Origin of the sequence: Halorhodospira sp. 9628, assembly GCF_022228075.1 — a bacterium.
Classification (GTDB): Bacteria; Pseudomonadota; Gammaproteobacteria; order Nitrococcales; family Halorhodospiraceae; genus Halorhodospira; species Halorhodospira halophila_A.
Map to the genome: position 1 here is coordinate 53,278 of NZ_JAJNRF010000001.1, position 18,343 is coordinate 71,620.

20 protein-coding genes and 1 tRNA gene are annotated in these 18,343 nt (G+C 67.1%); 6 read left to right on the top strand and 15 right to left on the bottom strand.

All coding sequences use genetic code 11. The features are described from left to right. Positions 1-32 precede the first annotated feature (32 nt). Together LRG10_RS00230 and LRG10_RS00235 are read left to right on the top strand one after the other, a co-directional pair. Entirely contained in the window at positions 33-1,814 is a 1,782-nt protein-coding gene (locus LRG10_RS00230) for an ATP-grasp domain-containing protein (protein ID WP_238634375.1), read from the top strand. Continuing rightward, complete coding sequence (locus tag LRG10_RS00235) at positions 1,811-2,062, top strand: acyl carrier protein (RefSeq protein WP_238634377.1); 252 nt, start codon at positions 1,811-1,813, stop codon at positions 2,060-2,062. The genes LRG10_RS00230 and LRG10_RS00235 overlap by 4 nt, the downstream gene beginning before the upstream one ends. Before the next feature lie 7 nt (positions 2,063-2,069). On the opposite strand, the gene LRG10_RS00240 is transcribed toward LRG10_RS00235, so the two are convergent. The 3 genes from LRG10_RS00240 to LRG10_RS00250 all read right to left on the bottom strand — a co-directional run bounded on the left by LRG10_RS00240 (position 2,070) and on the right by LRG10_RS00250 (position 4,754). Further along, positions 2,070-2,858 (bottom strand): type II secretion system protein N, encoded by a 789-nt coding sequence (locus LRG10_RS00240; protein ID WP_238634378.1) that lies wholly within the window; start codon positions 2,856-2,858, stop codon positions 2,070-2,072. Between the two features lie 69 nt (positions 2,859-2,927). Beyond that, a complete protein-coding gene (locus LRG10_RS00245; RefSeq protein ID WP_238634380.1) occupies positions 2,928-3,467 on the bottom strand; it encodes a hypothetical protein in 540 nt (179 codons plus the stop codon). Positions 3,468-3,548: 81 nt separating this feature from the next. Continuing rightward, positions 3,549-4,754, bottom strand: coding sequence for a sigma-54-dependent Fis family transcriptional regulator (locus tag LRG10_RS00250; RefSeq protein ID WP_238634382.1), 1,206 nt, complete (start codon positions 4,752-4,754; stop codon positions 3,549-3,551). 341 nt (positions 4,755-5,095) lie between these two features. On the opposite strand from LRG10_RS00250, the gene LRG10_RS00255 reads away from it, so the two are divergent. Beyond that, positions 5,096-6,058, top strand: coding sequence for a sensor domain-containing diguanylate cyclase (locus LRG10_RS00255; RefSeq protein ID WP_238634383.1), 963 nt, complete (start codon positions 5,096-5,098; stop codon positions 6,056-6,058). Between the two features lie 222 nt (positions 6,059-6,280). Next, positions 6,281-7,132, top strand: coding sequence for a hypothetical protein (locus LRG10_RS00260; protein ID WP_238634385.1), 852 nt, complete (start codon positions 6,281-6,283; stop codon positions 7,130-7,132). Between the two features lie 56 nt (positions 7,133-7,188). Here LRG10_RS00260 and LRG10_RS00265 read toward each other — a convergent pair whose 3' ends face one another. From LRG10_RS00265 to LRG10_RS00295, 7 genes are all read right to left on the bottom strand, one after another. After that, positions 7,189-7,389, bottom strand: coding sequence for a hypothetical protein (locus LRG10_RS00265; protein ID WP_238634387.1), 201 nt, complete (start codon positions 7,387-7,389; stop codon positions 7,189-7,191). Between the two features lie 88 nt (positions 7,390-7,477). Further along, positions 7,478-7,554: transfer RNA gene (locus tag LRG10_RS00270), tRNA-Met, on the bottom strand. A 164-nt stretch (positions 7,555-7,718) separates the two neighbouring features. Next, a complete protein-coding gene (gene glnA, locus LRG10_RS00275) occupies positions 7,719-9,134 on the bottom strand; it encodes a glutamate--ammonia ligase (protein WP_201242213.1) in 1,416 nt (471 codons plus the stop codon). Positions 9,135-9,352: 218 nt separating this feature from the next. Continuing rightward, a complete protein-coding gene (locus tag LRG10_RS00280) occupies positions 9,353-9,685 on the bottom strand; it encodes a hypothetical protein (RefSeq protein WP_201170903.1) in 333 nt (110 codons plus the stop codon). Positions 9,686-9,697: 12 nt separating this feature from the next. Further along, on the bottom strand, positions 9,698-9,973 hold the full coding sequence (locus LRG10_RS00285) for an HU family DNA-binding protein (protein WP_201170905.1): 276 nt from the start codon (positions 9,971-9,973) through the stop codon (positions 9,698-9,700). A gap of 80 nt (positions 9,974-10,053) precedes the next feature. Then, positions 10,054-10,503: a ribonuclease HI gene (rnhA, locus tag LRG10_RS00290; protein ID WP_201242212.1), complete on the bottom strand. Its 450-nt coding sequence runs from the start codon at positions 10,501-10,503 to the stop codon at positions 10,054-10,056. Next, positions 10,500-11,231 (bottom strand): class I SAM-dependent methyltransferase, encoded by a 732-nt coding sequence (locus LRG10_RS00295; protein WP_201242211.1) that lies wholly within the window; start codon positions 11,229-11,231, stop codon positions 10,500-10,502. The genes rnhA and LRG10_RS00295 overlap by 4 nt, the downstream gene beginning before the upstream one ends. A 148-nt stretch (positions 11,232-11,379) precedes the next feature. Between LRG10_RS00295 and gloB the strand changes: the two genes are divergently transcribed. Further along, positions 11,380-12,147, top strand: a complete 768-nt coding sequence (gene gloB, locus LRG10_RS00300; protein WP_201170915.1) for a hydroxyacylglutathione hydrolase — start codon at positions 11,380-11,382, stop codon at positions 12,145-12,147. A 92-nt stretch (positions 12,148-12,239) separates the two neighbouring features. After that, complete coding sequence (locus tag LRG10_RS00305; protein WP_238632468.1) at positions 12,240-13,865, top strand: LysM peptidoglycan-binding domain-containing protein; 1,626 nt, start codon at positions 12,240-12,242, stop codon at positions 13,863-13,865. A 78-nt stretch (positions 13,866-13,943) separates the two neighbouring features. Here the strand turns inward: LRG10_RS00305 and minE are convergent, their stop codons facing one another. The 5 genes from minE to LRG10_RS13040 form a co-directional block, all read right to left on the bottom strand. Then, positions 13,944-14,225: a cell division topological specificity factor MinE gene (gene minE, locus LRG10_RS00310; protein ID WP_011814375.1), complete on the bottom strand. Its 282-nt coding sequence runs from the start codon at positions 14,223-14,225 to the stop codon at positions 13,944-13,946. A gap of 8 nt (positions 14,226-14,233) precedes the next feature. After that, positions 14,234-15,043, bottom strand: coding sequence for a septum site-determining protein MinD (gene minD / locus LRG10_RS00315; RefSeq protein ID WP_201170918.1), 810 nt, complete (start codon positions 15,041-15,043; stop codon positions 14,234-14,236). Positions 15,044-15,065: 22 nt separating this feature from the next. Further along, positions 15,066-15,806 carry a septum site-determining protein MinC gene (gene minC / locus LRG10_RS00320; RefSeq protein ID WP_201170921.1) on the bottom strand — a complete coding sequence of 247 codons (741 nt, stop codon included), beginning with the start codon at positions 15,804-15,806 and terminating at the stop codon, positions 15,066-15,068. An 11-nt stretch (positions 15,807-15,817) separates the two neighbouring features. Beyond that, entirely contained in the window at positions 15,818-17,719 is a 1,902-nt protein-coding gene (htpG, locus tag LRG10_RS00325; RefSeq protein ID WP_238634388.1) for a molecular chaperone HtpG, read from the bottom strand. A 103-nt stretch (positions 17,720-17,822) separates the two neighbouring features. Continuing rightward, the gene (locus tag LRG10_RS13040; protein ID WP_304118975.1) at positions 17,823-18,332 is read right to left on the bottom strand and encodes a methylated-DNA--[protein]-cysteine S-methyltransferase; all 510 of its coding nucleotides are present in this window, start codon (positions 18,330-18,332) and stop codon (positions 17,823-17,825) included. Positions 18,333-18,343: the final 11 nt, after the last annotated feature.

The following is an 18,343-nucleotide window of genomic DNA, read 5'->3' on the forward strand; positions in this document are numbered from 1 at the left end:
CCTCGCTTTCCCCGTAACCTAGCCGAATGTCAATGCCCCCTGAGCGAGCACTGGTCCTGGATGGTGAGGAGCAATCCACACTGTCCATCGTGCGTTCCCTGGGTCGTCAGGGCGTCTCGGTAACTGTAGGCGCAGCCGATCCTGCTGCGATTTCGCGCTACTCCCGCTACGCCGCGGGTTTCATCACCTACCCAGACCCGCTTACCGATCCAGCCGGTTTTCTGGAGCGACTGGTCGGCCATGTGGCCGAAAACGGCTATGAACTGCTCATCCCGGTCACCGAGCTGACCACGCACCCGGTCGCACGCAACCGGTCACGGTTCACGCCCTACACACGCTTGGCGATCCCGGAACAGTCTGCGCTGGAGATGGCTACCGACAAGGAGCGCACCATCGCGCTCGCTCAGGAGTTGGGCATTCCGACGCCGCAGACGGTTACCGTCGCTGACGCTCAGGGCCTAGCTGACTGCGCGGAGGCCATGCGTCTGCCCTGCGTCCTGAAGCCCATCCGCTCGATTGCGGAGAGCCCAGGCGGTCAACGGGCGAAGATGAGCGTCGCCTACGCCCACCACCGATCCGAACTCCTCGAGCTGGGGGGGCGTTTCCTGCAGCGCGCCCCTGTACTGATCCAAGAGCACTGCGCAGGCCAGGGCGTGGGGATCGAGCTCCTGGTCGATCGCGGTGAGGTCGTACACGCCTTCCAGCACCAGCGCCTGCACGAGGTCCCCCTGACCGGGGGCGGCAGCTCGCTGCGCCGCTCGGAGACACCAGAACCGGAGTTGGTGGGGTACGCCCAACAGCTCGTCCGCGCCCTCGGCTGGCACGGCGTATTGATGGTGGAGTTCAAGCGCGAGGGTGCGACAGGTACGCCCTACCTGATGGAGGTCAACGGGCGCTTCTGGGGGTCGCTCCCCTTGGCCGTGGCGGCGGGCGCCGACTTCCCCTGGTTGCTCTACCAGCTCTTGGTCCACGGGAGACGGCCGCCACCGTTCACCGCCCGCCCCGGGCACTTTGCGCGCAAGCTCCAGCCCGATTGCTACTGGTATCTGCTGGCGCTTTCCCGTCGCGACCCGAGCCCGCTCATCCGATGGCCCAGCGGCGGTGAGATCGTCCGGAGCGCACTACTGTGCCTGCATCCGCACCACCACATCGACGCCTTTTACTGGCGCGACCCCCGCCCGGCGGCGGTCGACCTCGGGCGCACCCTAGGTTGGTTCGCCACCATGCTCGCCGAGCACGGAGGCGAGGCCTGGCAACGGTATCAGCAACTACGCCCTCGGCGGGGTCTGCAGGTTTTGCGCCTGGCCAGCCAGGCGCGCCGGGTGCTCTTCATCTGCCATGGCAACATCAACCGCAGCGCTGTCGCTCAGCGCCTGATGGAGCATCGTGGCGAGCATCTGGAGGTGACCACGGAGTCCGCCGGCCTACTGGCACGCGGTGAGCGCCCTGCCGATCCGGTTATGGTGGCAATCGCCGCCGAACACGGGCTCGACCTGGGGGGGTGGCGCTCCAGGACCGTCACCGCCGAGCAGATGGAGCGCGCCGATCTGGTCCTGGCCATGGAACTGGCCCATCTGCGTGCGCTGCGCCGGCGTTTTCCGGAGCATCGGGCCAAGATGTACCTGTTGAGCGGCCTCGATCCGTTCGGCAACACACCCACTGATATCGCCGATCCATACGGCCAGCCGCGAGCAGCGTACGAGCGATGTTTCCGCCAGGTCGAGCACTGCCTTCGCAACCTGAGTGCCGCGCAGGCCGCTGGCGCCGCAGGTGGCGTACCCAACATACAGCCCAGGGATGGAGAGACATCATGACGACCGAGCAGCGGGTATTGGCGGTACTGGAACAGACCCTCGAGCTCGGTGGAAGAACGCGCGCCATGGACGCGGACACCCCTCTGCTGGGCGCACTGCCCGAGCTGGATTCCATGGCGGTGGTGCTCGTCATCGATGCCCTCCAGCGCGAACTGGAGATCGAGTTCGAGGAGACGGATATCACCGCGGAGGCTTTCGCAACCGTCGGTTCCCTGGTGGCCCTGGTAGAGGCCCGGCAGGCGGGCTAGCCGGGCCTCAGCGCCGCCCCGCCTCCTGGATGCGGAACCCCTCATCCGCCGGCTCGGCGTGCTGGCTGAGCCAGTCGCGGAGCGCTGGATCGGCCCCCTCACGTGGGGTCACCACGGCGTCGAGCTGATAGCTGCCGTCCCGGCTCACCTGCCACTGGCCCGACAGCCCAACGGCCCCGCCCTGGTCGCTGAGTTCGCCACGGGCGCGGTTGCCCGATCCGCTGACCGTGGTCGTGGCACCACCCAGATCCAGCGTCTGGCCGTCTTGGGTGACGCTCAGATCCTGACCGGTGATCCGACCCTCCACCGAGCGGATTTCGCCGTCGTTGCCCAACGAGAGTTGATCTACCTCGTAGGTCACGTTGCCGCTGACCGGCGGCAGCTCCACACCGCGCTCGCTTGCCATCTGGCGCAGCCGGTCCATGGGGACCTCGCCGGTACCCTCGGAGACCTGCCAGCCGCGGGCCGAGCGGGTGGCGACACCCTGGAAGCGCGCATCATCCAGGCTGCCGTCCAGATCGACACTCAACCGGCCGGTGGCCAGCGATCCACCGCGGACCTCCCAGGCCAGATCGAGCGTCCCTGCATCCATACCCCAGACCCGCGGCACCTCCAGCTGCTGGATGCGTCCGGATCGTACGCTGCCCTCCACCTCAGCGCTGCTCCATGCAGCGGGCATGGGCAGGTGGCGTTCGGCGGTGCTCCAGGCCGAGCTCGCGGGGATATGGCCCACAGCGTAGACGGCGCTGGCACCGACAGCGATGAGGAGCAACAAGGCGATTAACAGCGTTCTCATGTCTGCCTCTGGATGGTCGGGCGGGGATAGCACAGCGCAGCGGCCCTGAGCTGCCGGCCCCCGGATCGCTCAAGGGCGGAGCAGTTCCATCAGCTCCCGTTGCCGTGCCGCTACGGCCCGCCGATCGGCATCGGGAACCGAGCCGAGAAACTCCGTGATACGCTCCCGTTGCGCCTGAATGTCCGCGATGATCTCTGCCTTGGCGACATCGCCGAGGTGCGGGTTCTCCTCGATCTGCTCGATGGCCTGTTCCAGCTGGGCCTGCAGCTCCCGCGGGTCACCGGTTTCCAGGGCGATGAGCGCCCGATAGATGCGCGCGCCGTCCTCCGCCCAGGCGGCCACCTCCTCGTAACCGTTGGACTTAAGCGCCGCCACCGGCTTCTGCAGCTCATCGGCCGTGCTGCGGAAGGCCTGCTCGCTCTCGCCGACACCGCGTAACTCCCGGGTCGGGTGCCAATCGGCTAGCTCCTCCTCCACAGCCTGCGCCTGAAGGGCGCGAGTTGCCTCCTGCCATTGATCGACCCGCTCCGGGGTGAGGGCCAGCACCGCGCCGGGAAGCGCTCCGGTGAGCAGCGTCAGCGCCGGAAACAGGAAACGGCGGTTGAGCATCGGCCGACTCCCATTGTCGGTCCATCATTGCTTACAGGATATCAGGTCAGCCCGAGACCGCCCGCTGGACCCACCACCGGGTCAGCGCATCCCGTGCTTATCGAGGAGTTCATAAAGAGTCGGCCGGGTCACCCCCAACCCTACCGAAGCCCGCGAGATGTTTCCGTTGCAGCGACCCATGGCCTCGGCGATCACCCGGCGCTCGGCCTCTTCGCGCACCTCACGCAGGCGTGGCAGCTCTTCCTGGGGTTTCGTCGAGCGGGGCAAGGGCACCCCCAGATCCTCAGCACGGATCGGCCCCGTTTCCGTCAGAATGACTGCACGGCGAATGGCGTTCTCCAGCTCGCGCACGTTCCCGGGCCACGGGTAGGCAGCGATGACAGCCAGCGCATCTTTGCTCAACTTGCGGCCGCGGTCGCGGCGCCGCCGCGTCATCCCCTTGAGCAGCGCATGGGCAATCAGCGCCGGATCCCCGGGCCGCTCGCGCAACGGCGGCAAGCGCAGCTGGACCTCGGCGATGCGGTAGTAGAGGTCGTCCCGGAACACCCCCTCGCCCATCCGCTCCACGAGATCCCGGTTGGTCGCGCACACGACCCGCACATCCACCGGGATCTCCTTGCGACCCCCGAGGCGCTGGATGGTCCGCTGCTGCAGGAAGCGCAGCAGCTTCGCTTGAACCTCCAAAGGGAGCTCACCGATCTCATCCAGAAACAGGGTGCCGCGGTGGGCGCGCTCGATCCGCCCCACCTGTGACCGGTAGGCTCCGGTGAAGGCGCCTCGCTCGAAACCGAAGAGCTCGCTCTCGAGCAGCTCCGAGGGGATGGCGGCGCAGTTGATGGCCACCATCGGCCCGCGGGCTCGGGCCCGGTTAAGCTCGTGCAGGGCCTTGGCGAAGAGCTCCTTGCCGGTGCCGCTCTCTCCGAGCAGGAGGATCGTGGCATCCGAGGGGGCCAGCTGCTCGGTGTCCCGGCAGAGCTGGATCATGCGCGGATCGCCCGTGACCAGCCCGAGTTGCCGCGGGCCGGCCTCTCCGGGCTGACTGCGCACGCCGCCTGTCGGCGCATCATCGCCCCCGCAGAGGTCTCCCGATGCTGCCTCACCGACCATGGCCCGCTCCACCGCCCGGATCAGCGATGCCGCGGTAACAGGCTCCACCTGGATCTCCGATTTCAGGGAGACCGAACCTTCGGAGTCGACTTCCGCCCGCCCCAGGCGCAGCCCCTCGCCGTGTTCAACCAGACACCACGCTCGAGGCGTTTCCCGCGCGTCTTCTTCCCATTGAGCCATGCTCGTCCACCCTGACCGTTTGTCAGTCTGCGGCCATGACACGCATTGAGCGACGCCCCCTCTCCGATGAACCGTTGGACCCAAACGTCAGCCGGCCGCCCGGAACACAAAACTGAAGCCAGACCAAGGACCGGGGAAGCGTCGTGTTTGCGTTCTTCGGCGAGAACCTTCGCTAGAAAATTAGCACCCTGTCAGGTGAATACCACGGTCGGCGGGCCGTTTCGGAAGCACGGATGTCCACTTTTATGGACGACTGCCCATGGCCCGCCGTCCAACTCGCAACCCCTTCCGGATCGTTGATCTACCATCAGGTGACATCAGTGCGCGCCAAGGATCCTCGGATGAAAGGCCCCAGCCTGGATAGCCAGCCCGCAGCGGGACCGGGCACCCCGAATCACCCTGCTCTACGGGGCGTGAGCGCCGAGGGCAAGATCGCCGTCCTGCAGGAGGTCGGCGGGATCGGGTTCTGGACCTACGACGTGGTGGGCGAGCGCGTCCACCTGGATGCGCGACTCCAGGAGATCTACGGCTACCAGCACCCCACCGGGCCGGTGGTCATGGATCTGGAGTCCTGGCGTGGGCACATTCTGCCGGAGGACCGCCCGTGGGTCTTTCAGCGCTTCTGGCAGGCGTTCCGGAACGACGAGCCTTGGCAGCTGCGCTTTCGGCTGGTCCGCCCGGATGCTGAGATCCGGCACCTGCGCTGCGAGGGCCGACTGACCGCCCACTCCGGGGGTAAGCCGCGTTATGCGGTAGGCTTTGAAGAGGACATTACCGATCGGGTTCTGCTGGAACGGGAGTTGGAGCGGCAGGCGCAGCACGACCCACTAACCGGAACCAGCAACCGGCGTCGGATGGATCATGTCCTGCATGACGAACGTGAGCGGGCGCTGCGCTACCAGGACCCGCTGTCTCTGCTGATCATCGATGGAGACGGCTTCAAACAGATCAACGACACCTATGGCCACGAGGCCGGCGATCTGCTGCTCCATGAGTTGGTACAATCCTGCTTCCGGCCTCAGCTGCGCACTGCGGACCACCTCGGACGCTGGGGCGGGGATGAGTTTCTGGTCGTTCTCCCGCAGACTGACGAATCCGGTGCCATCGATGTCGCGGAGCGTATCCGCGAGCGGGTGGCGACCCTGCAGCCGGGGCCGGGACACGTCACGGTGAGCATCGGCATCGCCACCTACCGGCCGCCGGAGGCCACCGGAGCCTGGCTGCGCCGGGCGGACCTCGCCCTCTACGAGGCCAAACGCACCGGACGCAATCGAGTCGTGCGCTACCGGGAAGGGTTCTTGTAAAACTCCACCGGTTGGGTACGCTTCCCCCAGCCCCGCTTCTGCACACCGCCGGCAACCCACCGCCCGCGACAATCCTCGCCATTGCCTGCGGGCGTCCTCATCGGGCAGACATTCTCCGTCGCCACCCTGCCAAGCGCAGACCCCGCCGCGCGGACGCGCCGTCGGCCTCCGCCCGCGGCAGGCTGTAGAATGTCGCCCGTTCCAGGTACCAAGGAGCCGCCCATGGCCAAGCGCTACGATCGCCCCCCGCACCCGGAAGGCCCCTTTAACGCCGACCGCGTGGCCGATAGCGATCCCCCCGAGCAGGAGGAGCTGGGGGCGTTCCAGGAGCGCATGCAGGTGCGGGCCCGGGAGCGCACCCTGCTGTTCCTGGGTGCGCTGGGGGTTGCCGCTGTCCTGGTGCTGGCGACCCGCCACGAGCCCCAGATCGCCGCGTTCATGAACGCCAGCGAAGAGGCGGTGGGGGTGGCGCTGCTGGGCCTGACGATCGGAGCCATCGTCCTCTGGGGATACACCCTGCACCAGCTCATGGACCCGATCTTCGGTGATGTCCTGGGGGCGCGCGGCGACCTGGAGGTGATCGACCCCGATGTACCCGATTATCGCCGGCTGTTGATCGTGGCGGCGCTCATCAACCAGGCGGCCACAGGCTACTTCCGCGCCCTGCGCGAGACCTGCGACCGCGAGGTCCGGCTCGGCGATCTGCGCGCCCTGCGGCAATACCTACGCCAGCTGAAGAACCCCAATCTGGCCGGCGCCGCCGCGCCTCCCTCCACCCCCCAAGACGACTGGGAGCGGGGCTACGTGGTCTGGTCGGAACACAGCTACCGGTTCTTTCTCGACGAGCTGGATACCCTGGACTACATCGAGTTCCTCGACGGGGAGCTGGAGGGGGTCTCCCTCTATTTCGGCCGACCGGGGGAAGGGAGCTTTCCCTACAAGATCATCAGCTGCCCGGACTCGGTTCTGGAGGCCTTCGGTAGCCGCAGTGGCCTGGAGGAACGGATCGACGAAGAGCTTGAAGATGTGCTGGAGGTCTTCGGCGGCTGGGGGCAGGACCTAGTGCTCTACTAGGTCCCAGGATTGTTCCTGCGGCGGTCAGCAACAGGGGGCTGACCGCCGCCGAATGATCATCCGAACACCATCGGATACCAGAAGAATCCGACGATCGTGCTGATGCCGACGACCACAAAGGCGTGAAGCAGCACTCGGCGGTAGCCCAGATACATACCGAGCAATAGCCCCAGCGTGGGCAGGAACACGGCGCTCAGATAGGCAACCACCATCAGCCAAGTCGGCACCGCCCCCCGTCTCGCAGCAGATTCCGCCATCGGTCATGCACTCCCTGAAACGAAAAGAACCCCCGATCGGCGGACACTGCACGTGTGCGCTGAGCGGGGGCTCATCTCGATGACTGACTGGTAGCGGGGGCAGGATTTGAACCTGCGACCTTCGGGTTATGAGCCCGACGAGCTACCTGACTGCTCCACCCCGCAACTGGTGAGGCGCATTCTAGGCACCAGGGAGCCGAGCGTCAATTCATCGTGACGCACAACCGGAGAGGCGGCGGCCCGGATGACCGCGCCGAAAAACGATCTGCCGGGGCGCAACGCCCGCCGGGCGGGGCCTGCGCCCTGCCCGGCGGGCGCCCCGGGGAGGCTCAGACGCTGTAGTACAGGTCGAACTCCACCGGATGGGTGGTCATGCGCAGGCGCGTGACCTCCTCCATCTTCAGCTCGATGTAGGCGTCGATCAGGTCGTCGGAGAAGACCCCGCCCTGCTTGAGGAACTCCCGGTCGCTGTCCAGCGCCTCCAGCGCCTGATCGAGCTGGAAGGCGACCTTGGGGATCTCCTTCTCCTCCTCCGGCGGCAGGTCGTAGAGGTCCTTGTCCATCGCCTCGCCGGGGTGGATCTTGTTGCGGATGCCGTCGAGACCGGCCATCAGCATGGCGGCAAAGGTCAGGTACGGGTTGCCCGTGGAGTCCGGGAAGCGCACCTCGATGCGCCGCGCCTTGGGGCTCGAGACGTAGGGCACCCGCACCGAAGCGGAGCGGTTGCGCGCCGAGTAGGCGAGCAGCACCGGCGCCTCGAAGCCCGGCACCAGACGCTTGTAGCTGTTGGTCGAGGCGTTGGCGAAGGCGTTGATCGCCTTGGCGTGCTTGATGATCCCGCCGATGTAGTAGAGCGCCTCCTCCGAGAGGCCGCCGTACTGATCGCCGGTGAAGATGTTGTTGCCGCCCTTCGACACCGACTGGTGGACGTGCATGCCGTTGCCGTTGTCACCCACCAGGGGTTTGGGCATGAAGGTGGCGGTCTTGCCGTAGGCGTGGGCGACGTTGTGCACGCAGTACTTGAGCGTCTGCAGCTCGTCGGCCTTCTTGACCAGGGTGCGAGCCTTGGTGCCGATCTCGCCCTGCCCGGCGGTGGCCACCTCGTGGTGGTGGACCTCCGGCTCCAGGCCCATGTCGCTCAGCGCCTGGCACATGGCACCGCGGATGTTGTGCAGCGAGTCCACCGGCGGGACCGGGAAGTAACCGCCCTTCACGCCGGGGCGGTGGCCGATGTTGCCGTCCGGGTAAACCCGCTCGGAGTTCCAGCCGGCCTCCTCGGAGTCCACCTTGTAAAAGCAGCCACTCATATCGGCGCCCCAGCGGACGTCGTCGAAGACAAAGAACTCCGGCTCGGGGCCGAACAGGGCACTGTCCCCGATCCCGGTGGAGGCCAGGTACGCCTCGGCCCGCTTGGCGGCCGAGCGGGGATCGCGGTCGTAGCCCTGCAGGGTGCTGGGCTCGAGGATGTCGCAGACCAGCTTCAGAGTGGGCTCATCGGTGAAGGGATCAAGGACGGCGCTCTCCGGATCCGGGAGCATGATCATGTCCGACTCCTGGATCCCCTTCCAGCCGTCGATGGAGGAGCCATCGAACATCTTGCCGTGCTCGAACAGATCCTCGTCGACCTGGGAGACGGGCAAGGTCACGTGCATCTCCTTGCCGCGGGTGTCGGTGAAGCGCAGATCGACGAACTTCACGTCCTCATCCTTGATGAGCTTGAGTACGTCCTTACCGGTTGCAGCCATGGGGTTCCACCTCCGAATCGGCTAATCAATGTTCCCCAGCTGGGGCTCACGAAGGTGGTAGCAATCCCTGTGCCAGCTTCCGGGATTCCCGCCCAGACGGGGCCTTATGATGGTGCAGCCGAGCGGGATGGAGGCCCGGTTGCACCATCGTGATGCAACCGGGCACGAGTGCGCACTCTCATAGTGCGACCCGGGAGGGGCTCTCCCGGGGCCAGGCGCTATCGCAGTTCCTGTAGCTCGTCTCGCGTCTCACGCAGCATCTCGCCGAGCACGCCCAGCATACGGACATCGTGCTCGGCCAGGGCATCCGGACACTCGCGCTGAATCGCCACACGAATGCTGCTCTCGCGAATGCCCTTGCGCTGGTAACGCTCGTCGAGCGCTGTGATGGCTTCTTGCTGCTGCTCGAAGGGCATGTCGTCGGCGTTGCGGATGTAGTCGCAGTAATCGGCAGCCAGCGTGCCAGCGTCACCACCGCTGCACGCGGCCATCAGGGCGCCTGCAATCCCCAGGCACCCTGCTCCGACCCAACGCCGAAGCCGACGGGACATGGCAACCTCCTGTTACTGATCCACCGAACGCTTGAGCGGCGCCCCAGGCTTGAAGCGGACGTTCATGCCGGCGGGGATGTCGATCAACTCCCCCGTCTGCGGGTTGCGCCCTTGCCGCTCGGGGCGCGCGACCACGGCGAACTTGCCAAACCCGGGGATCGAGACATCCTCCCCGCTCGCCAGGCTCTCCTCGATGCCCGTAAAGACAGCATTGACCGCATCCGTGGCGACACGCTTGGAGACCCCGGTTTCGGCTGCGACCTTGTCAGCCAGATCGGCTTTGTTCATGCGCTACTCTCCGGTTTGTTACAGATTGGGAATTGGGCGTTCCGATTCTAGCCCAGGCCCGCCGGGGACGGGCAGCGGACCTAGGCGACCAGCTCGTCGATCCCCTGATTGGCCAGGGCATCGGCGCGTTCATTCTCGGCGTGACCGGCGTGGCCGCGCACCCAGCGCCACTCGACCCGATGGTAGGCCGCCAGCTCATCGAGCCGCTGCCACAGATCCTGGTTGAGCACGGGCTTGCGCGAGGCAGTTCGCCACCCCCGGCGCTTCCAGCCGTCCAGCCACTCGGTGATCCCACGGCGCACGTACTGCGAGTCGGTGGTCAGAACCACGCGGCAGGGCCGCTCTAGGGCCTCCAGGGCCCGGATCGCCGCGGTGAGCTCCATGCGGTTGTTGGTGGTCTCCGGCTCCCCGCCGTAGAGTTCACGCTCATGCTCGCCGTAGCGCAGCAGCACGCCCCACCCACCGGGGCCGGGATTGCCCCGACACGCGCCGTCCGTGAATGCCTCGACCACACCGCGCTGCTCGGTCACGCACTACCTCCTCGATTCAGGGCCTGCACGCGGACCCGTCCCGCCGGATGCGCTGCACCGACGCGAGCCCCTCGGCCCACGCGCTCGACCAGGGTATGCCCCCGTAGCGATCCCGGCTCCCGCCGCACCGCTACGGTCATCTGTACGCCGGCGGCAAAGCGCCCGAGCCGGCGGAGCCTATCCTCCCACGGATCCAGTCGCTTTTGCAGGCGTTCACCCTGCATGGGCAACCGAAAACAGAGCGAGTGACGCGCCAGCGTCTCGAACCCGCAACGCCGCAGGTGGACCCCCACGCTGGACGCCGGCCACTGCCGCCCGCACCACGGGGCCCGGGATGACCGGCACCAACCCCACAACCGACAAACGCCCCACAACCCCAACGGATTGAAGGTCAGCACGACCAACCGCCCCTCGGGGGCCAGCACTTGGTACGCCTCGGAAAGCACGGCCGCCGGCTCTTCACCGAACTCGAGGACGTGACTGAGGATCACGGCATCGACGCTGTGGCCGCGAAACGGCAGCTGCTGGGGGGTTGCCACTAGATCGCCCCCGGGCCCCACCCGCCACTGCCGGACGGTGGGGGCCAAAGGCAACGGATGTGCAACCGGACCGATGCAGACCGTATCGCCAATCCCCAAATGCGCCAGGGCGTCGGCCACGGCCCCGCGCTCGGCAGCACCGACCCGCTGCCCCAACGGTGTGCCGTACCAGGCGTGAAGGTTCTGCATGTGCCCCCCCGTGGCGCGCATTCTTTCAGGTCCAACCTTACCCGAGCACTGCACTGAACTCATCTGCTCGCCCCCTCCGGCGCCCCGGAGAAACGCTGCGGCCGCGGGGGGTTTGCCGCACGGGCTTGACACGGTAGGATGCTCGGCGATGATTAGCGCCGAACCCCTCGCGGCACTTGCCGATAATTACATCTGGATGGCCCGGGACCACGCGGGCGCCGCCGCGATCGCCGTGGATCCAGGCGACGCCGAGGTGGTCGCGGCTTGGCTGAACGACCACCGCCTTCGCCTTGCCGGCATCCTGGTCACCCACCACCACGGCGATCACACCGCCGGCGTGGCGGAGTTGGCCGAACGGCACCAAGTGCCCGTGTTCGGCCCCGCTGGTGAGGCGATCCCGGCTGTCAACCACCCGGTCTCCGGCGGGGATCACTTCGCCCTGGATGGTTTCGGTGACTTCCGGGTACTGGACTGCCCCGGGCACACGGCCGGGCACATCGCCTACCTCTGGGACGGTCACCTGTTCAGTGGCGACACCCTCTTCGCCGGGGGCTGCGGCCGAGTCTTCGAGGGCACGGCCGGGCAGATGCACGCCTCCCTGCAGCGCCTCGCCGGACTGCCGGCCGATACCCGGGTCTGCTGCGGGCACGAATACACCGTCAAAAACCTGGAATTCGCCCACCGGGCTGATCCGGACAACGAACGGCTGGCCCAGCGCCTGCAGGCGGCGCGGCATGCCCGCGCCGCGGGACAGCCTACGGTCCCGTCGACGCTGGCCGAGGAGCTGGCCACCAATCCGTTCCTGCGCGCGGATCGCCCGGAGCTGCGCCGTTCGGCTCAGGACTGGTGCGGCAAAGACCTGGAGCAGGCGGATCACGTCTTCGCCGCGCTGCGGCAGTGGAAAGACGCCAGCTGAGGCCCGGCCACCGCCGGTACCGAGCAATCAAGAACAACAACCCGGACCTTGGGGGCATGACCGTGGACGTGAAACGGACAGCTGCCGGAGCGTTGACCGCGCTTTCTGTCACCGCCTGCACCAGCTTTGACTCGCGCACCTTTGTCCATGATCTGCACGGTCCGGAAGCGGACGGCCGGGACATCCCGGCCTGGGTGCGGGACCTGGAGACCGAAACCCTGGAAGCCGGCCTGGGTCGCCCCTTCGAACTGACACCGGACTATGACTACCAGCCCGGCCACTACACCCGCACCGTACCCGACTACCCCCTGCAGGTCTGGGACAGGCTGCGCACCTCGTTCCGGATCGACCGCTACGAGAACGAACGGGTCGAGCGCGAACTGCAGCTCTTCGCGGGCCGCGATGCTTATTTCGAGGCGGTCGGCCGGCGGGCCGAGCCGTACCTTCACTACATCCTCGACGAGCTCGAGGAGCGCGATCTCCCCGCCGAACTGGTCGCGCTCGCCATCGTCGAAAGCGGGTTCCGCCCCTTCGCTTACTCCCACGGTCGGGCAGCCGGCATCTGGCAATTCATCCCGAGTACCGGACGTTTCTTCGGCCTGGAGATGAACTACTGGTACGACGGCCGACGGGATCTGGTTGCCTCCACGGACGCGGCCCTGGACTACCTGGAGCGGCTCAACGAGGCGTTCGATGGCGACTGGCTGCTGGCCATGGCCGCCTACAACGCCGGCCAAGGTAACGTGCGGGCCGCCATACAGCGAGCCCGCGCCGAGGGCAAGGACCCCAACTACTGGAACCTGCAGCTGCCTGCCGAGACGATGCGCTACGTCCCGCGCATACTGGCGATCCGGGATATCCTTCAGGATCCCGAGGCCCACGACGTGGCACTGCCAAACATCCCCAACAAGCCGCGCATCCGGGTGGTCGAGGCGGACCGCCAGATCGACCTGGCGCTGGCCGCCGAACTCGCCGATATCTCCATCGACCGGCTCTACATCCTCAACCCCGGTCTCAACCGCTGGGCCACGGCCCCGGAAGGGCCGCATCGCCTGGTACTCCCCAAGGAGAACGCGGACCGGTTCGAGCGGGAACTCGCCGCCATGGACCCGGAGGACTTTGTCGAGTGGCGCCGCCACCGCATCGAATCCGGCGAGACACTGACCCACGTCGCCAACCAGTACAACGTCACCGTCGAGCTGCTACGGGATATCAACGGGCTGCGCGGCGATACCGTGCGCGCCGGCGACCACCTCTACGTCCCCGTCTCCAGCCGCCCGCCCAGCGAGTACTCGCTGAGCGCTGCCAATCGCCTGGAGGCGCTGCAGAATCGGGAGCGCCAGGGCGAACGGCGCGAGCATACGGTGCAGGCGGGCGAGACGCTGTGGGACATCGCCCGCACTTACAATGTCGGGGTCAAGGAGCTGGCACGCTGGAATGGGATGGCGCCCGGGGACACCCTGCGGCCGAGCCAGGAGCTGGTCGTCTGGGTCGAGGGAGACGTCATGCAGGCCGCCGGCGGTCCCGGCGACAGCAGCACCCAGTCGGTCACCTACACGGTCCGCCAGGGGGACTCGCTGGCCCGGATTGCGCAGCGCTTCAACGTTAACGTCGGGGATATCAAGCGCTGGAACGGGATTTCGGAAGGCTCTTATCTACATCCCGGGGACCAGCTGAAGCTGGAAGTCGACGTTACGCAGCAAAGCAGCAGCCTTTAGCAGCACAGTGGGACCAGGTGTTGGCCCAAGGCCAGGCGCTGGGGCCTTGAGGCTCCGGGCACCGCGGCGCAGCCGTCGTTAGCGCTGCGCCCCCTCCTCCTCGCGCTCCGGGAGGGTGATGTTCAGCTCCAGAACCTCGTGCGGCCCGTCGCGCTCGACATCCACCCGCACCGCGTCCGGGTCGACCGTCACGTAGCGGCGAACCACCTCCAGCAGCTCCTGACGCAGCATAGGCAGGTAATCCGGTCCGCCACGCTCGGCCCGCTCATGGGAGACGATGATCTGCAGCCGCTCCTTGGCGACGCTGGCGCTGCCGCGCCGGCTTCGCCGCCGCTCACGAAAGTAGTCGGCGATCCCCATAGCCTTCATTAACCTCCAAACATCCGGCCAAACAGCCCGCGGCGCTCCGCCTGCAGGAACCGGTGGGGCCGATCCTCGCCCAGGTAGCGAGCGATGGCGTCGTCGTAGGCCTGCCCGGCGTCCTCGCCCTCTTCCAGCACCACCGGAATCCCGGCGTTCGATGCATTGAGCACGGACTGCGACTCCGGGATCACGCCGAGCAGATTGATGGCGAGGATCTCCTGGACATCCTCGACACTGAGCATGTCCCCCTTCTTGACCCGTTGCGCATCGTAACGGGTCAACAGCAGATGCTCCCGCACCGGATCGTCGCCCTGCTCCGCCCGCCGCGTCCGGCTGGCAAGCAACCCGAGGACGCGGTCGGAGTCGCGCACCGAGGAAACCTCGGGGTTGGTCACCACGATGGCGTCATCGGCGTGATACGAGGCCAGATGCGCCCCACGCTCGATACCCGCCGGCGAATCGCAGATGATGTAATCGAACTCCGCCCGCAACTCATCGAGCACGCGCTCGACCCCATCCGGGGTCAGCGCGTCCTTGTCCCGGGTCTGAGACGCCGGCAGGATCGACAGGTTCGACAGCCGCTTGTCCTTGATCAGGGCCTGATTCAGCCGCGCATCCCCGTTGATCACGTTAACGAAATCGAACACCACCCGGCGCTCGCAGCCCATCACCAGATCCAGGTTGCGCAGGCCGACATCGAAATCGACCACCGCGGTCCGATGGCCGGCCCTGGCGAGCCCGGCCGCCAGCGAGGCAGCCGTGGTCGTCTTGCCGACCCCGCCCTTGCCCGATGTTATGACGACAATCCTCGACACGCGTGCTCCCCCGTCGTGATTACTATTTTCCGAAGGCCTCAATCCGCAGGCCTGAGTGCTCATCCAGGTGGACGCGAGCCGGGCGGCCGATCAGATCGGTGGCGATCCGCTCATTGACCTGGTATTCGCCGGCCACGGAGACCAGCTCCGCTTCCAGTCCCTGACAAAAGATACTCGCCCCGGCGTTGCCTTGCACCCCGGCGAGTGCGCGGCCTCGCAGCGCACCATAGATGTGGATGTCGCCGTCGGCCAGGACCTCGGCCCCCGGTCCCACCGGACCGAGCACCACTAGACTGCCTCCGCGCGCATAGATCTGCTGCCCGGAGCGCACCGGCGTCTCGATCACCCGTGTGGGCGCGGGCGCGGTAGCCGACGGGGCAGGTGTGGCCTCGCGCCGCGCAGGCCGTCCAACCGCCTGCCCGCCGGTGTCCCGCTCCTCCTCGGCGGGCAACACCCCCAGCCCGGCGGACTCGAGCCGCGCCGGATCCACACCGTTACCACGCACCGCCACGGGGGCAGCGCCCAGAGCCCGCATCTCGCGGGTCAGACGCTGCAGATCCAGCGCCCCGCCGTCAACCCCATCGAGATCGAGAAGCATAGGCGCCCCGCGCAGCAGGCGGGGCGCCTCCTCGAGCTTTGCGGTCAACTGCCCGATCAGGGCATCGACATCGGTGGTCAGGACCCGGACCACCGTTAGCGTCGCCATGCGTCCCTTGAGTTCGAAGGCCTCCGACGACGATGCATCCGGGGGTCTTGATGCCATGGTCACCCTCTTCAGCCGGCCAGCAGGTTGTTGACACGCCGGACATAGGCCGCCGGATCCTCAAGCTGCCCGCCTTCGGCGAGCAGGGACTGCTCGTAGAGGGTCAGGGCCCAGTCCTCGAAGCGCTGCCCCGATTCTGCCCCCAGCCGCTCGATCACCGAGTGATCCGGGTTGATCTCCAGCGCCGGCTTGCCGGTGGGCAGCTGGTGGCCGGCAGCCTGCAGCAGACGCTGCATGCCCATGCCAAAGTCATACTCGCCGACCACCAGGCAGGTCGGCGAGTCCGTCAGCCGGTGGCTGACCCGAACCTCGCTGACCCGCTCCCCCAGGGACGCCTGCAGACGCTGGCACAGCTCTTGGCAGGCCTGCTCCTTCTCCTCGCGAGCCTCCTTGTCGCCCTCCTCACCAAGGGCCTCCAAGTCCAGCTCACCCTTGGCCACCGAGGCCAGCTGCTTACCATCGTACTCATGCAGGTGGGCCACCAGCCACTCGTCCACCGGATCTGGCAAGAGCAAGACCTCGATACCGTGGCGCCGGAAGATCTCCAGGTGGGGGCTATTGCGCGCGGCGTTGAAGCTCTCCGCCGTCACGTAGTAGATCTTCTCCTGGCCCTCCTTCATCCGGGCGACATAGTCGTCCAGGCTCACGTCGGGGGTCTCTTTCTCCTCGTGCGTCGAGGAGAAGCGCAGCAGCCGGGCGATGCGCTCCCGATTACCGGGATCTTCGGCAACGCCCTCCTTGAAGACCCGGCCGAAGGCCTGCCAGAACGCGGCGTAATCTTCCGGCTCGTTCTTGGCCATGCGCTCGAGACGGTCGAGGATACGCTTGACCGAGGCCGAGCGCAGCGAGCTGATCATCGGGTTGTGCTGGAGCATCTCGCGGGAGATGTTCAGCGGCAGGTCATCGGAATCGATGACGCCCCGCACGAAGCGCAGGTAGCGCGGCAGCAGGTGCTCGGTGTCCTCGGTGATGAACACCCGCCGGACGTAGAGCTTGACCCCGTGCGCGGGCTTCTGCTCGTAGAGGTCGAACGGCGGCCGCTTGGGAATGTAGAGCAGCGAGACGTAGGACTGCCGCCCCTCGACGTGGTTGTGGATCCAGGTCAGGGGATCGTCGAAGTCGTGGGCAACGTGCTTGTAGAGTTCGCGGTAGTCCTCGTCCGAGACCTCGCTCTTCGGCCGCATCCAAAGCGCCGAGGCCCGGTTGACGATTTCCCGGCCTGGCTCCTCCGCCCCTTCGCCGGAGTCGTCGTCCGAGGCCGTGCTCGGCACGGGCATCTCGATCGGCACCGAGATATGATCGGAGTACTTGCGGATGATCTGCCGCAGGCGCATGCCGTCACAGAATTCCTGTTGCGCCTCGGGCAGATGCAGCACCACGGCCGTCCCCCGTTCGGAGCGCTCGATGGTGTCTACCGTGTAGGAGCCCTGGCCGTCGGATACCCAGCGCACGCCCTCGCCCGCGGGCGCGCCGGCCTTGCGGGTGTAGACCTCGACCCGGTCGGCGACCACGAAGGCCGAGTAGAACCCGACCCCGAACTGCCCGATCAGCTGCGCGTCCTTGTGCTGATCACCGGTGAGCTGCTCGAGAAAACGGCGGGTTCCCGAATGGGCGATGGTCCCGAGGTTCTCGATCACGTCGTCCCGGCTCATGCCGATGCCGTTGTCCGCCACCGTGATGGTGCGTGCCTCGGAATCGAAGTCGACACGGATCTTGAGCTCAGGGTCGCCTTCGTAGAGGGCCTCTTGCTGGAGTGCCTCGAAGCGGAGCTTGTCGATGGCATCCGAAGCGTTGGAGATGAGCTCGCGGAGGAAGACCTCCCGATTCGAGTACACCGAGTGGATCATCAGGCTCAGCAGCTGCTGAACCTCGGCCTGGAATTCGAGGGTCTCGCTCTGCGTACCTGCGCTCATGGGTGGGGTCCCCTCCTCCTCTCGTTGAACACGTGGATCCGCGCGCCGGAGCACGGCGTCGACGGCCTGCGTCGTCCGGATGTGGGACCTTCTGCGCGGCTTTTCAAGGGGACGGACCACGAGGCGCCGACGCCCGTTGCTCGCGCTCCAGCAACCACGCCTTGAACTGCGTCAAATGGCCCTGTCGGGCACCGGCGTAACCACCGCTGCCCCGAAGCCCCACCACCCGGTGGCAGGGGACAAGCAGAGGGAGCGGGTTGGCCCGGCACCCGGCACCGACGGCACGCGGAGAGGTCCCGAGACGCCGTGCTAGCGCCCCGTAGGAAACCGTCTGCCCCGGCTGCAGCTCGAGCAGGGCGTCACGCAGGCACGCCTGAAACGGGGTAGCGGCCGGCGCCCGCGGGAGCCGCGCCGGACCGGCAGGGTGCTGCTCCCACGACTCTAGGCAGCGCACCACGCGAAGGGCCTGCGGATCAGCGGTCTCGTCCGGTGCCGGCGTGGGAGCATTCACCGAGACCGCCACACGGGCCACGCGCCCCTGCGCGTCCAGGAACACCCCCAGCCACAGGCCACCGAGCCGTGCCACCCCGTGCGGAGCGGGACCACTGCTCACGGCCCTCGGCC